Here is a 12,965-nt window from a genome sequence, read left to right as displayed (position 1 = left end):
GACTATAGCACAGATTGTGTTACTTGTAGCGATACAAAGCGATTAGAGTTCTACAGTGCGGTTAATCGAAAGACGCGAACAAAAATCTTCGTCGTGGCTCACTAAGATGAATGCACCTCGATAGGCAGAGAGCACATCTACCAGCCAGTCAACAGTGGGGATGTCGAGGTTATTCGTAGGTTCGTCTAGAAGGAGGAATTTAGGTGCTGGAGAAGAAAGCAAGACTCTCGCACATTCGGCACGAAAGCGCTCGCCTCCTGAAAGCTGCCCGAGCGGGGCATGAACGCTATCGTTTTGGAACAACAACTTAGCTAGCTGATTGCGGAGGAACTGCGGATCTTCGTTTGGATTGGCTGCGGTTACCAATTCCCACATACTCAAGTGTTCTGGAAGCGTGATGCGCTGACGCAAGTAGCCACAGGCTAGTGCGTAGTCGACGTCGCCGTTTGCCACGCGGTTGAGGAACGTTGTCTTTCCGGAACCGTTGGGACCTGCGAGTCGGACGCGCTCTGGGCCTACGATGCTGAGTAGCTCACTGCGGAGAACTTGGGTTGCGTTAGGCAGTTGAGTGTTCGGAAGCTCGATATGGACGGCAGAATCGTCGCGTAGCCGCAGCTGAGCTTTGTTGTACTCCTGCTGTGCGCTTGCCACTGATTGGGCTGCTTCGTGCGAGCGCTTGGCAGCTGTGTTTTGAGAGCGATTCTTGTCCAGGCCCAATGCGATAGGAGGCTTGCGTTTGGAAGCCGCGTACTTCTTTCCGCGACGCTCATCCCGGGCTAGCCGCGTTTGCATTGCTGACCGCTGGCGGACTTCTTTGCGTAAGGCGGCCTTGGCCTGGTGGACGTCGGCAAGCGCGGTGTCCTGTTCGTGGTCAATAGCCTCCTCATAGGAGGCGTAGTTCCCAGTAAACATGCGTAATGAGCCGTGGTAGAGCTCGGCGATGCAATCTGCGTGATTAAGTAGATCGCGGTCGTGTGAAATGACCAAAACCTGGGCCGGCGAGTCAGCGATCAAACTAAGGAGAAGTTCCTTGGACTGCGCATCAAGGTTGTTTGTAGGCTCATCCAAAATGATCACGTCAGGTTCGGAGAAAAAGAGCGCAGTAAGCGCGACAGTAACGGCCTCGCCGCCCGATAGGCTACCGATTGTGCGATCCAAGGAAATGGGCAATTCCGACGCCGCGAGCGCAGCACTGATTTTTTCCTTGAGGTCCCAACGCTCGCCCACGACCTCGACGAGCTCGTCGGTGTAGTGTCCCGCTTCGATTTGCTCGATGGCCTCCAATACTTCACGGGCGTGGAATACGTCGGCAACAGTATCGGAGACTTTCAGGCCTAAGTCTTGGTCGAGGTACCCGACGCTAGGGGCACTGACGGTACCCGAGGTTGGTTCGAGTATCCCGGCCAGCACCTTGGCCAGCGTTGATTTGCCCGAGCCGTTGGTGCCAACGAGTCCGGTGAACTGAGCGCTAAAAGTCCCATTGAGATTCGCGAAACAGGGTTTACCGTCAGGCCACACCATGGTGAGGTCAGCGAAAGAAATAGGCATGGATCGATCCGCCTTCGAGTCAGAGGTGTTGATGTGAGCTTCGAATTAAGAGCGGATCTTCATGGCAAGAAAGGTTAGCAGCGTGCGTGCGTGGTGTCCATAGTTTGTGAGGAAATGGAATTACAAGAAAAGTGCCACTGCCACTACTGCGAGGCCTTTCCAACCGCGGCTTAAGTAGCCCACCACTTCAGGGGAAAAGGAAGCACCGAAACCGCCCGTATCGACCATGCTCATTTGCGTCACGCGGGCAGGGCGGGACCTGGTGTAGCCGGCCCACGCCAGGCCTACCGCGATGACTGCAAGTGCAGCAAGTGAAAGCTGCCACACGATGGCAACAAAGACCGTTCCTATAATCGCTGTGCCTATCGCAGCGCTCATAGGAAGACCCCACTCTGCCCAAGGCCCTTCCACGATTCGCCCAAAGGAACCTGCGCGGCTTACGGCCGCACCCACCATGGACCAAGCGGTGGCAAATGCAAGAATGCCCAGCGAACCCAGGTGCGGTGCGAACCCGAGGCTCAAACCAGCAACTGCCAGTGCGCCGACGCCGATGTACCAACGCCTGCCTAGACGGCGCGCGAAAAGACCAGCTAAAGAAGCGGACGAACCGATCTGCGGTTTCAACCACATGCTTTGGCTGGCTAGGGCGTCGGAGCTGACCTCAGAGTCGAGCAGGTTCACACCTGAACTGCTCACCTGGCGGGAACGGCCAGCAGCGAGCAGTGACGCAACGGTGAAGGAACGCCAGCCCACGGCCATGCGTAATGCTGGCGCTGCCAGTGCGAATAGAGGAGATGCGCCGAGGGACACGCAAAGCAGCAACACGAGTGCAGTGACCCCGAGCAGCTGCAGAACTGAAATTGAATCCATGCCCCGCAGGCGTCCTTGTGGGCGGAGGTGGTAAACCCACCGAGGGCCTGACATCCCACGCAGCGGGAACAGCGCCTCCAGAAGCGCAATCAGCGCCAGCAATCCCAGGATGCCGCCCGTTGTCTGTAGAGGAGCAACGTCGGTGCGAATTACGACGAAAGGCAAATAGTCGGCGGCGTATTGCCATACGCCAAAAAGTACGCCTAGGAGACATCCAAACATGGTGATCGCTCCAACGACGTCACCGAACTTCGACAGGGCCCGTGTCATGCCAGTACGAGAGTTGGTGTCAGGCATCATAGCTCCACCAACTCATCGCACGCATCGGTGACGGTAGGCGAGTGGGACGCCACGATGATGCAGCGACCTTCTTTCGCCAGGTGGCGCAGTTCGCTGCTGAGGAATTGCGTCCACTCGGCGTCGAGGTGGCGCTCGGGTTCGTCGATAAGCAGCACTTGCGCGGGCTGGTAGAGCTGGATGGCCAGGAAAACGCGCTGGCGCTGGCCCGCGGACAAACGCGTGGCGGGGTGAGGTAGGAGCTCCTCAAGCGCCCACAATTCGATGATTTCAGCGAAGTCAACGCCAGTGGTCCGGGCGATGAGATCGATGTGCTCGCCCACGGTGAGGTCCGGTAGGAAGATTGGGTCGGCCACGGTGAGCACCGCGCTTGCCGACGCCCTCGTTCCCACCTCCTTCCCATCAACACGGACGGTGCCCTCGAGAGCCGCGAGCTCGCCACCGAGAGTGGCGAGCAGCGTCGACTTGCCTGAGCCGTTAGCTCCCTTGAGGCCGTACATGCGGCCCGGGGCAAACTCGCGGGCAAGATGGCCGAGGGCTGTGGTATGTCCGTAAGTGGCATCGATGTTCAGCATGCGGCAAGGCTATCAATTCTGCTGCTTGCAGGCTTTCAAGACCTTGGTTTTGGTACCTTGAGCTGCTAAAATTTAGCGTCAAACAGCTATTTTGGGGGAGAAAAAGAATGGTTACTCCACAGCCCGCTAATGAGTTCATAGACACCGAAATTGATAAACCGAGGGATAACAAGTTGGCCTTGGGAGACGCAGCAATGCGTTTGGCCGGCCATGACGTTAGTGACCCGAAAGTTCGTGACTTGGCCCGCCGCGTAGCCGCTGGCACGGTGTCTGCTGAGGACGCAATAGCCCAAGTTCGCCGGACGGCATTTAAGTAAGCAGGGGAAAATGAGCGGGGGTTGGAAAGATTACTTCATTCCAGGAACAACGGTTCTGAAGAATCTATTGGGGGCAACTGATGCTGAGGAGCTCCGATTACTCGAGGAAAAACTGGTATTCCTGCGAATCTCGGAATTACAGCATGAGCCCCTAGAGGGGAATTTTGATTATCAGCATTTCAAAGCCATCCATCGCCACCTTTTCCAGGATGTTTATGAATGGGCGGGGCAGGAGCGTACGGCTCCTACTGACCAGTTCATGGTGAAGGCCGGTCATGCTTATTACCCAGCGGGTCCAGAGCTGACCAAGGCCGCGAACAAGATTTTTGCTGGTCTTGCCCGCGATAACCTGTTGTGCGATATGACTCTTGAGGAGTTCGTCCCGAAGCTGGCGGAAGTGTGGGGTGAACTCAACGTTGTGCACAGCTTCCGCGAGGGAAACACCCGCACGCAGACCGTCTTTTTCGCGTTCCTTGTGGATAATGCTGGGTTTGCCTTGGACGTGGAGCGCCTAGCCGTTGATAGTGAACTGCGTGAGCGGTTCATCGCTGCACGTTTTTATAGCCAGGACACAGGCGATAACGCGCAGCTGGCGCGGGTGCTGCGCGAAATCGTCGGCAACCGCTAGCTCGTGCTAGCCCTTGTTGCGGAATACAAAGATAGAAGAGAAGTCCTGGTCGCCGTGGCCCATGGACTGCTGTTCCTCAAAGCGTTCGATGGCGGCGTGCACTGCTGGCAGCGGCTTAGAAGAAGTAGCCTCTATGAGCTTGGCGTCCTTGCACAGGGCGTCGACAGTGAAGTCGCCCGGAGTGGTGTTGCGCTCACCCGTGATGAACGGGCCCTTCATGTTCTTCATGAACGCGAGGCCGGTGATATCGAGCATTTCGAGGATGACCTCGGAATCAAGGCCCTCGGATTCGCCAAGCTGCAGTGCCTCTAGCAGTCCCTCGGCCGTTACGGCCAGGGCGAGGTTGGCCAGCAGCTTGCCTAGGGCGGCGGTAGCTGCGGACTCGACGCCGATCAGCTTGTTCTCACCGGCCCATGGCTCGACGATGTCCATGGCGAGCTCGCGACGGTCGTCGTCAGGCGTGCCCACATAGACGCCCAACTCGCTGTTTCGGGCTGGGCCCAGGGAACCCACGACTGGTGCGTGGACATAGGAATCCACCGCGGCGGCAAATTCGCGTGCGGCCTCCGGGGAAACGGTGGTGGTGTCGATCCAGGTAACGCCGGCGGGGATCAGCGCGGGCTCGATGATGCGCTCGCGAATATCATCAGGACCAAACAAGGAAGTGATGATGACCTCGGCGTTTTTCACCGCCTCTTCAGGGGTATCTGCCAAGCTGGCGCCTTCTTCGACGAGAGGCTGCGCGCGCTCAGCGGTGCGGTTCCACACCGTAACCTCGTGAGATTTGAGCAGGTGGCGGGCAAGCTCGCTGCCCATTCGGCCGGTTCCAAGGAATGCGATTTTCATGGAAACCAGTGTGCCATTTTTGTTTGCGGGCGCGCAGTCAACTTCGGTGTGCCACCGGAAGAGCGCCGTGGTTCGTATCCCGTCGGTACCGCCCACACCGTGTGGGCTGGCGATGATCATCGGCGGCATCGTAGGCCTGAAAACGGTGGCCTAGGGCAGCGGGATGTAGATTTCCTCCGGGCGTGGAAGTGGTGGCGGCTTCGGGATTTGATCGATTCCCTGTTGTACCTCCGGCGGAATCGGAACCTTTGTGGGAATCCGCGGCGGCGCTGGTGGCGGCGGTGGCGGTGGCATATGAAATTCCGGCAGCTTTGGCAGGCCTGGAACTGGTGCGGGTGCTGGACGCCGTGGTGGCGGAGCCGGCGCAGGTGCGTGGATAGTTACCGTATCGGGTGAATGCGGCGGTGCTTCTGGTGGCGGGGCCAGTTGGCTTTCTTGCGGAGCTTGCTCAGGTGCGGGCGCCTTCGGTGTTTCTTTCGGCTTTGGTTCGTGTTTGCTGGATGACGCTTGCGCGGAATCTAGCGCTAAGCGTGTGGCCGGTTGTGGCGCGGAGCCCTGGGCCCAAGGCGTGGTGCTTTCTGATGTTTGCGTTTCCAGCGGTTTCATATCTTGAGCTGGAACCATGGTGACTTCTTTGCTTGCACAGGATGCACAAAATACAGCGCTAAGGCCGATTGCGCAGATGAAGATGCGTGAGCGCACGATGAAAATCTCCCCCTTAAAATTTTCCCCAAAATCCATCGCCACGGTCTTTAGCTGCTAGCTGCATGAGCAGCCGGTGTGCAGCGCGCTTTGTTGTTCCCCCCATGACGCTGCGAACGTGGCGACGGCAGTAGCTTAACCTCATTTTGAAGCGCGTGCAGGATTAACGGAATGCGGAGTAGCTGCGGTGGGGCGCGAAGTGCTCTGGGTGCGGTGGCGCGTTTCGGACACTCCAACTTTTGTATAGGGACAAAGCAGTTACAATGTTGGCTATGCCTAATACGAGTCAGCAGCCAGTTTCCCAGTCCACCCAGTGGTTCGAGCGCGCATCCAAGGTCACCCCAGGTGGCGTGAACTCCCCGGTCCGTGCCTTCGGTTCGGTCGGCGGCCAAGCCCGCGTTATCGCGCGCGGCGAAGCTTCCCGCCTGTGGGACGTCGACGGCAACGAGTACGTTGACCTTGTTAGCTCCTATGGTCCGATGATCCACGGCAACGCCCACCCGGCAATCGTGGAGGCTGTGCAGAAGGCAGCGGTCGATGGCCTTTCCTTTGGCGCGCCGACCGAGGCGGAAACCCTGCTGGCAGAGCGAATTGTGGAGCGCACCGCAGTAGAGCAGGTGCGTCTGGTCAACTCCGGCACTGAGGCAACCATGTCCGCCGTGCGCTTGGCCCGTGGCTTCACCGGTCGCGCAAAGGTGTTGAAGTTTGATGGCTGCTACCACGGCCACGTCGACGCGCTGTTGGCGTCGGCAGGCTCCGGCGTTGCTACCTTCGCCCTTCCGGATTCCCCGGGCGTTACCGGCGCAACCGCTGCCGATACCATCGTTGTGCCTTATAACGATCTGGATGCTGTCCGTGAGGCTTTTGCCGCACACCCAGGTGAGATCGCCTGCATCATTGCTGAGGCAGCCGCGGGCAACATGGGCACCGTGGCTCCCGATGAGGGCTTCAATGCGGCGTTGAAGGAAATCGCGCATGCCGACGGCGCGCTGCTCATCTTGGATGAGGTCATGACTGGTTTTCGTACCTCCCACAAGGGCTGGTTCGGCGTCGACGGCGTCGCTGGTGACTTGGTCACCTTCGGCAAGGTTGTCTCCGGTGGTCTGCCAGCTGCTGCTTTCGGTGGCCGCGCGGATGTTATGGCTTACCTGGCACCGGCTGGTCCGGTCTACCAGGCAGGTACTTTGTCCGGTAACCCAGTTGCGATGGCTTCTGGTCTGAAGTCCCTGGAGCTTGCCGACGAAGAGCTGTACCCGCGCCTTGGCGCAAACGCTGACCGCCTAACCGGTCTTATCTCTGCAGCATTGGATAAGGAAGGCGTGGCGCACAACATTCAGCGCGCTTCCTCGATGTTCTCCATCCGCTTCGCTGAGGGACGCGGCCGCAACTTCGACGACATGAAGGCTGCTGATACCTGGCGCTTTGCTCCGTTCTTCCACGCTCTTCTGGAAGGCGGCGTCTACGTTCCGCCATCAGCTTTTGAGACCTGGTTTGTCTCCGATGCGCTGACCGACAATGATTTTGAGGTAATCGAAAAGGCGCTCGCGCCCGCAGCAAAGGCTGCCGCAGCAACCCAGCGCGCTTAAAGCTCATTTAAAGAAGAGCGAAAGGAACTTCTATGTCGACGACTATCGTCCACCTGGTCCGCCACGGTGAGGTGTACAACCCGGAAAAGATCCTCTACGGACGCATCCCGGGCTACCACCTTTCCTCCCGCGGCCACTCCATGGCGGCGCGCACTGCGGAGTCCTTCCGCGGCCACGACGTGACCTACCTGGTGGCTTCGCCGCTGCAGCGCACACAGGAAACTGCGCAGCCTATCTCCAAGGTCACCGGCCTTGACGTTGAGATCGACAAGTCCGTCATCGAATCCGGTAACCGTTTTGAGGGCCTGCGCACCAAGGGCTGGAATTCCCAGCTATGGAACCCACAGCGTTGGCCGCTGCTGCGCAACCCGATGCAGCCTTCCTGGGGCGAGCCTTTTGAGGAGATCGCTGCCCGCATGGTCAATGCAGTCGAGCGCGCACGCGATAAGGCAGAAGGCCACGAGGCCATCATCGTCTCCCACCAGCTGCCCATCGTCATGGTCCAGCGCACCGCACTAGGCAAGCGCCTTGCCCACGCACCATGGGACCGCGAGTGCGACCTTGCCTCGGTGACCTCGCTCGTCTTCCAAGATGACCAGCTCATCGACATCTTCTACTCCTCCCCGGCGCAGGATATTTAAGGCAGAGCCCGTGAAACACAAACTTTTGCCTGTAGTCGCCTCGTTGATGGTTGTCGCTTCGGCTACCACTGCGTGCAGTCAAGACGCAGATAAAGCACAAAATGCAGTGGCGAGTGGCGGCACCTTTGAATTCTTTGCTCCAGGCGGAGAAAAAGTAATCAAATATGCGCCCGAAGAGCGCAAACCGTTGAAGTCCTTCACAGGAGAGAATCTGCGCCACGACGGCCAGACCATTTCTCTGGATGATTTCTCTGACCAGATCGTCGTACTGAACTCTTGGGGACAATGGTGTGCTCCTTGTCGCTCCGAATCGGATGACTTACAAAACATCCATGCCGAGCTGACCAAACGCGGTACCGGTACAGTTCTGGGAATTAATGTCCGCGACTTCAACCCGGAAATTTCCCGTGACTTTTTGGAAGATAACGGGCTGGAGTATCCGTCCATCTACGATCCGCCTTTCAAGACGGCTGCGGCTCTTGGCGGCGTACCGACCTCTGTCGTACCAACCACTATCGTGCTCGATAAGCAGCATCGACCAGCCGCCGTATTCCTGCGCGAGATCACCGATAAGGATGTTCTCGAAGTCGTAGATTCGCTGGAAAAAGAGTAGTTTCCACTGCTAGACAACTTATTTAGAATTGCGCGAGGTTTCATGGATTTTACGGATACGGCGCTCAACGTCGAATCGGTCATCACTAGCGGTCCTTTCGCCCTAGGTTTTCTCCTCGCCATGGCCGCTGGTTTGGTCAGCTTTGCCAGTCCGTGCGTGGTCCCGCTCGTTCCCGGCTATATCTCCTACCTGGCCAGTGTGGTTGGCGGTGAGGTTAGTTATGACGCGGAGTATGGCATCGGCGTCGGCAAGCGCAAGCAATGGGCCGTAGTACTTGCCGCGGCGCTGTTTGTGCTGGGCTTTACCGTGGTATTCGTACTGGCGACGGTCTCTGTTTTCGGTGCGATTTCCGCGCTGACGCTCAACGCTGATGTGCTCATGCGGATAGGCGGCATCATCACCATCCTCATGGGCGTTGTGTTCATGGGCGTGGTGCCGGTGCTGCAGAAAGATACCCGCATGGCGCCGCGACGCTGGACCACGTGGTTGGGTGCGCCGCTGCTTGGCGGCGTCTTTGCGCTTGGTTGGACGCCGTGCCTAGGCCCGACGCTCGCGGCGATTATCTCTGTCTCCGTTGGCACTGAAGGCATGACCGCAGTGCGCGGAACGTTCCTTATCATCGGCTATTGCTTGGGGCTGGGGCTGCCTTTCCTGCTCGTTGCGCTGGGCTCAGCCCGTGCCATGCGCACAATCTCTTGGATGCGGCAACACTCTCGCACCATCCAGATCATCGGTGGTATCGCCATGATTCTGGTGGGCCTCGCACTGGCTACCGGCTTGTGGGGCAACTTCATCAGCTTCATCCGCCAGTGGACGTTTGAATACGGCGCGACCCTAATTTAGGAGGATAAGAAGGCATATGAAACTTATCGTTCGCTATCTGCGCAAGGCATGGCATTGGCTAACCAGCATGCGCACGGCACTGGCATTGCTGTTCCTGCTCGCTCTGGCGGCCATCCCGGGCTCGCTGCTTCCACAGCGCGATCTCAACGAGGCTAACGTCAAGGACTTCATCAGCTCCCACGGCAAGGTTGCGGAAATCTACGACAAACTGCAGCTTTTCGACGTCTTTTCTTCCATCTGGTTCCAGGCCATCTTCATGCTGCTGATGGTCTCCCTCGTGGGCTGCATCATCCCGCGTTCTTGGGAGCACTACAAAGCCTGGAAGACCCCGCCTACCCGTGCTCCGAAGTACCTGGAAAAGATGCCGCTTCACGCCGAAGGTCATTCGGAGCATTCGCCGGAGGAAATCAAAGCTCGAGTAACCAAGCTGCTGAAGAAGTGGCGCGTTGCTGAATCAGGCCCGGAAGAAGACCGCCAGGGGCAGCAGTCTTTCTCCGCTGAGCGCGGCTATGCCCGCGAGCTGTGCAACCTGATTTTCCATATTGCCTTGGTGGCCATCTTGGTCACCGTTGCCGCCGGCCGCCTGTCTAACTACGAGGGCCAAGTCATCGTGGTCACCGAGTCCGGTTCCCAGGACGGGGAGACCAAACTGGATCAGTCCACCGAGTTCTGCAATACCTCGACCTCGAACTATGACTCCTTCCGCGCTGGCTCGCTTTTCGACGGCACGGGCCTGCACCCGTTCTGCTTCGTAGCCCACGACTTCACTGCGGATTACCTGGATAACGGCCAGGCGGAGATGTTCACTTCGAACGTTTCTTATGCGGAAGGCGATGACATCTACTCCGATCCTTCTAGCTGGAAGGATTATGAGCTCAGCGTCAACCACCCGCTGCGCCTTTCCCATAACCGCGTCTACCTGCAGGGCCACGGCTACGCGCCGACCGTGACGGTGGAGTGGCCAAACGGCGAGAAGCGTACCCAGACCATCCAGTTCCGCCCCGATGACATGGTTCGCTTCCTTTCCTCTGGCGTCATGCGTTTCGACCCGCCGGCTGGCATGTACCCGGATCTCTTTGAGCGTCGCCAGAATCAGCTCGCCATCCAGGGCCTTTTCGCGCCGACCGCACAGTGGTCCGGGGAGAACGGTCAGCTGCTGACCTCCGCGTACCCAGGGCTTACCGATCCGGCGCTGGCCATTGACATCTATCGCGGCGATGCCGGCCTCGATACCGGTACCGCCCAGTCCATCTTCGATCTGGATTCCTCCTTGGTGCACTCGGGCCAGCTGCAGAAGATTGACCGCGTGAATCTCTCGCAGAACGAATCCGTGACGCTGGACGATGGCACGAAGGTCACCTTCAACGGTGCCTCCCAGTACGCGAATTACCAGATTTCTTATGACCCATTCCAAAAGTGGGTCTTGGTCTCGGCCCTTTTGATGCTCGTCTCCTTGGTCGGTTCGCTAGTTATCAAGCGCCGCCGCGTGTGGGTGCGCATTAGCCCGGCCGCGGATGGAGGAACCGACATCCAGATGGCGGGTCTTGCCCGCACCGACCGCGCCGGTTGGTCCGAGGAGTTCTACGCGCTCTATCGCGAGCTTTTGGAACTGCCTGACCCGGACGAAGTAGAAGAGGACGAGATATGGGTGGATGATTAATTCATCCGACTAAAGTTTGATGTCGCCTGCATGCGGGAGTATCGTATGCAGGTACTATTTGGAGCAAAGCGCAAGGTTTTCAATGCTGATCGATCAGAATCTGTCGAATTTTTCCGACATCGCCGTCCAAACGGCCTTCGTTATCTACGCCATCGCGCTGTTTCTCTCGCTGGCGTACTACGGCCGCATGCAGTCGGTGATCGATGCCCGCCGCGCAGCTGCAGCAGATCGCGCGCAGTCCAAGCAGAAGGTAGTGGCAGGCGGCAGCCCCTACGCACCAGGCGAGGATGACGCTGCGCTTGCCGACGCCGCCGTCGCCGACACCACTCCAGTCAAAGACCCCAGCGTCCTCGAGGAAAAGGCTGACAAGCTCGGCGGCATGACGCAGATGCTGCTGTGGCTGGGCATTGTGCTCCACGTCGTGGCAATCGTGCTGCGTGGCCTAGCCACACACCGCTTCCCGTTTGGCAACCTGTATGAGTACGTGCTGATGGTGACCGCTGGCGTGCTCATCGTGTCCAACATCGCGATGCAGCGCAAGGAATGGCGCACGATGTGGCCGTGGATCCTCACTCCGATTCTGGCGCTGATGTTCTACGGTTCCACCAAGCTGTATGCGGAATCCGCTCCGGTTGTCCCGGCGCTGCAGTCGCACTGGCTGCCAATCCACGTCACTGTGGTTTCCCTCGGTGCTTCCATCAGCGTGGTTTCCGGTATCGCGTCTTTGCTGACTATGTTGCGTGTCTGGCAGCCGAAGGGCGCTGAGCGTAGTTTCGCTGGAGTTGTGGCAAAACCGCTGCCTTCGGCGAAGAAGCTGGATCAGCTTGCTTACCGCCTCGGCATCATCGCACTGCCGACCTTGGGCCTGGGTATCGTCCTCGGCGCCATCTGGGCGGAATCCGCATGGGGCCGCTTCTGGGGCTGGGACCCGAAGGAAACCGTCTCCTTCGCTACCTGGATTCTTTATGCGGCTTACCTCCACGCGCGTGCGACGCCGTCCTGGCGTAAGTTCTCGCCGTGGATCAACATTGCCGCGACCTCCTTGATGGTCTTCAACCTGTTCTTCATCAACATGGTTGTTTCCGGTCTGCACTCTTACGCGGGGTTGAACTAGTGCCTGATACGCATAAGCCAAGAAATAAGCAAGGAAAGCCAGCAGGCGATAACCCGCAGCTGCTCGCCATCGGCGCGGAGTTCGCTGCTCGCCGTCGCGAGCTCGGTATCCTGCAGCAGCAACTGGCCGATGCCGCAGGCGTATCTCGCTCCACTTTGCACACCATCGAGCACGGCGGCAGCGGTGTGCGCTGGGAGAAGGTCACCGCGGTCGCGGAGGCCCTCGGCCTTGAGATGAGCTTCCAGCCGCGCGCTTAGCGGCGTAGCTTTCCATCACTTTCTTCATGGTCCCATTGCTTGGGTCCCTTTGTGGGGCAATGGGACCATGAAGCGCGTTTCAGGGGTGCCGTTACTCGTAAAGCTACCCGTAGAGAGGGACCTTTAGAGGGAAACCATTCCGTGCCGGCGGAGAATGCACCCTACTTCTCGTCCGTTTCGTCGCGCGAAGGCTCGTCGCGGTGGCTCTCGCGGCGCTGTTGACGGCGGCGCTCCTCGGCTTCCCGCTCGGCCTGCATTTCGCGGGCGCGGCGCTCCTTGAAGCGCTCCTTCTCGAGGTTCCACAGGAACTCTTCATCGTCGTCTGGGCCCTTGATGGCTGGGCGCTGCTGCGTTGTTTGCGGCTTCTTCCAGCTGGAAGGGCCAAAAGCCTTCCAGACCAGTACGGCGGCAAGAACAACTAAGACAAGCAAAATCAAACGACCCATGCGTTATATCCTACGGAATCGA

Annotated in this window: 15 protein-coding genes; 10 read left to right on the top strand and 5 right to left on the bottom strand. The window is 58.7% G+C overall.

All coding sequences use genetic code 11. The features are described from left to right. Positions 1–42: 42 nt before the first annotated feature. From HMPREF2692_RS06275 to HMPREF2692_RS06265, 3 genes are all read right to left on the bottom strand, one after another. Positions 43–1,548 (bottom strand): ABC-F family ATP-binding cassette domain-containing protein, encoded by a 1,506-nt coding sequence (locus tag HMPREF2692_RS06275; protein WP_061920378.1) that lies wholly within the window; start codon positions 1,546–1,548, stop codon positions 43–45. A gap of 120 nt (positions 1,549–1,668) precedes the next feature. Beyond that, positions 1,669–2,715 (bottom strand): ABC transporter permease, encoded by a 1,047-nt coding sequence (locus HMPREF2692_RS06270; RefSeq protein WP_235590993.1) that lies wholly within the window; start codon positions 2,713–2,715, stop codon positions 1,669–1,671. After that, positions 2,715–3,290 carry an ABC transporter ATP-binding protein gene (locus HMPREF2692_RS06265; protein ID WP_061920381.1) on the bottom strand — a complete coding sequence of 192 codons (576 nt, stop codon included), beginning with the start codon at positions 3,288–3,290 and terminating at the stop codon, positions 2,715–2,717. The genes HMPREF2692_RS06270 and HMPREF2692_RS06265 overlap by 1 nt, the downstream gene beginning before the upstream one ends. Positions 3,291–3,397: 107 nt before the next feature. Between HMPREF2692_RS06265 and HMPREF2692_RS06260 the strand changes: the two genes are divergently transcribed. After that, entirely contained in the window at positions 3,398–3,607 is a 210-nt protein-coding gene (locus tag HMPREF2692_RS06260) for a hypothetical protein (RefSeq protein ID WP_049063782.1), read from the top strand. Positions 3,608–3,617: 10 nt separating this feature from the next. Next, positions 3,618–4,235: a Fic/DOC family protein gene (locus HMPREF2692_RS06255; protein ID WP_070823080.1), complete on the top strand. Its 618-nt coding sequence runs from the start codon at positions 3,618–3,620 to the stop codon at positions 4,233–4,235. A gap of 6 nt (positions 4,236–4,241) precedes the next feature. Here HMPREF2692_RS06255 and HMPREF2692_RS06250 read toward each other — a convergent pair whose 3' ends face one another. After that, positions 4,242–5,081: an NAD(P)-dependent oxidoreductase gene (locus HMPREF2692_RS06250; RefSeq protein ID WP_061920393.1), complete on the bottom strand. Its 840-nt coding sequence runs from the start codon at positions 5,079–5,081 to the stop codon at positions 4,242–4,244. A gap of 248 nt (positions 5,082–5,329) precedes the next feature. Here HMPREF2692_RS06250 and HMPREF2692_RS13350 point away from each other — a divergent pair, with 248 nt between their 5' ends. The 8 genes from HMPREF2692_RS13350 (at position 5,330) to HMPREF2692_RS06215 (ending at position 12,497) form a co-directional block, all read left to right on the top strand. Continuing rightward, positions 5,330–5,461, top strand: coding sequence for a hypothetical protein (locus tag HMPREF2692_RS13350; protein ID WP_268751111.1), 132 nt, complete (start codon positions 5,330–5,332; stop codon positions 5,459–5,461). 585 nt (positions 5,462–6,046) lie between these two features. After that, entirely contained in the window at positions 6,047–7,369 is a 1,323-nt protein-coding gene (gene hemL / locus HMPREF2692_RS06245; protein WP_061920394.1) for a glutamate-1-semialdehyde 2,1-aminomutase, read from the top strand. A gap of 32 nt (positions 7,370–7,401) precedes the next feature. Continuing rightward, positions 7,402–8,010, top strand: coding sequence for a histidine phosphatase family protein (locus HMPREF2692_RS06240; RefSeq protein WP_061920396.1), 609 nt, complete (start codon positions 7,402–7,404; stop codon positions 8,008–8,010). 46 nt (positions 8,011–8,056) lie between these two features. Continuing rightward, entirely contained in the window at positions 8,057–8,623 is a 567-nt protein-coding gene (locus HMPREF2692_RS06235) for a TlpA disulfide reductase family protein (protein ID WP_061920798.1), read from the top strand. A 42-nt stretch (positions 8,624–8,665) separates the two neighbouring features. Beyond that, the gene (locus HMPREF2692_RS06230; RefSeq protein ID WP_061920398.1) at positions 8,666–9,466 is read left to right on the top strand and encodes a cytochrome c biogenesis CcdA family protein; all 801 of its coding nucleotides are present in this window, start codon (positions 8,666–8,668) and stop codon (positions 9,464–9,466) included. 16 nt (positions 9,467–9,482) lie between these two features. Continuing rightward, positions 9,483–11,126, top strand: coding sequence for a cytochrome c biogenesis protein ResB (locus tag HMPREF2692_RS06225; RefSeq protein ID WP_070456816.1), 1,644 nt, complete (start codon positions 9,483–9,485; stop codon positions 11,124–11,126). 82 nt (positions 11,127–11,208) lie between these two features. Then, the gene (ccsB, locus tag HMPREF2692_RS06220) at positions 11,209–12,240 is read left to right on the top strand and encodes a c-type cytochrome biogenesis protein CcsB (RefSeq protein ID WP_070432527.1); all 1,032 of its coding nucleotides are present in this window, start codon (positions 11,209–11,211) and stop codon (positions 12,238–12,240) included. After that, positions 12,240–12,497: a helix-turn-helix domain-containing protein gene (locus HMPREF2692_RS06215; RefSeq protein WP_061920405.1), complete on the top strand. Its 258-nt coding sequence runs from the start codon at positions 12,240–12,242 to the stop codon at positions 12,495–12,497. Before ccsB ends, HMPREF2692_RS06215 begins: the two co-directional genes overlap by 1 nt. Positions 12,498–12,658: 161 nt before the next feature. Here the strand turns inward: HMPREF2692_RS06215 and HMPREF2692_RS06210 are convergent, their stop codons facing one another. Continuing rightward, on the bottom strand, positions 12,659–12,943 hold the full coding sequence (locus HMPREF2692_RS06210; RefSeq protein WP_070432528.1) for a hypothetical protein: 285 nt from the start codon (positions 12,941–12,943) through the stop codon (positions 12,659–12,661). Between the last annotated feature and the right edge of the window lie 22 nt (positions 12,944–12,965).

Origin of the sequence: Corynebacterium sp. HMSC036D03 (assembly GCF_001836185.1) — a bacterium.
GTDB classification, from domain to species: Bacteria; Actinomycetota; Actinomycetes; order Mycobacteriales; family Mycobacteriaceae; genus Corynebacterium; species Corynebacterium simulans.
The sequence above is the reverse complement of the archived record's forward strand: the minus strand, read 5'-3'. Positions and strand labels throughout refer to the sequence as shown.

Excerpts from the sequence above, each read along its gene's own strand:
- HMPREF2692_RS06275 (WP_061920378.1), bottom strand. The coding sequence starts at position 1,548 with ATGCCTATTTCTTTCGCTGACCTCACCATGGTGTGGCCTGACGGTAAA.
- HMPREF2692_RS06270 (WP_235590993.1), bottom strand. The coding sequence starts at position 2,715 with ATGCCTGACACCAACTCTCGTACTGGCATGACACGGGCCCTGTCGAAG.
- HMPREF2692_RS06265 (WP_061920381.1), bottom strand. The coding sequence starts at position 3,290 with ATGCTGAACATCGATGCCACTTACGGACATACCACAGCCCTCGGCCAT.
- HMPREF2692_RS06260 (WP_049063782.1), top strand. The coding sequence starts at position 3,398 with ATGGTTACTCCACAGCCCGCTAATGAGTTCATAGACACCGAAATTGAT.
- HMPREF2692_RS06255 (WP_070823080.1), top strand. The coding sequence starts at position 3,618 with ATGAGCGGGGGTTGGAAAGATTACTTCATTCCAGGAACAACGGTTCTG.
- HMPREF2692_RS06250 (WP_061920393.1), bottom strand. The coding sequence starts at position 5,081 with ATGAAAATCGCATTCCTTGGAACCGGCCGAATGGGCAGCGAGCTTGCC.
- hemL (WP_061920394.1), top strand. The coding sequence starts at position 6,047 with ATGTTGGCTATGCCTAATACGAGTCAGCAGCCAGTTTCCCAGTCCACC.
- HMPREF2692_RS06240 (WP_061920396.1), top strand. The coding sequence starts at position 7,402 with ATGTCGACGACTATCGTCCACCTGGTCCGCCACGGTGAGGTGTACAAC.
- HMPREF2692_RS06235 (WP_061920798.1), top strand. The coding sequence starts at position 8,057 with ATGGTTGTCGCTTCGGCTACCACTGCGTGCAGTCAAGACGCAGATAAA.
- HMPREF2692_RS06230 (WP_061920398.1), top strand. The coding sequence starts at position 8,666 with ATGGATTTTACGGATACGGCGCTCAACGTCGAATCGGTCATCACTAGC.
- HMPREF2692_RS06225 (WP_070456816.1), top strand. The coding sequence starts at position 9,483 with ATGAAACTTATCGTTCGCTATCTGCGCAAGGCATGGCATTGGCTAACC.
- ccsB (WP_070432527.1), top strand. The coding sequence starts at position 11,209 with ATGCTGATCGATCAGAATCTGTCGAATTTTTCCGACATCGCCGTCCAA.
- HMPREF2692_RS06210 (WP_070432528.1), bottom strand. The coding sequence starts at position 12,943 with ATGGGTCGTTTGATTTTGCTTGTCTTAGTTGTTCTTGCCGCCGTACTG.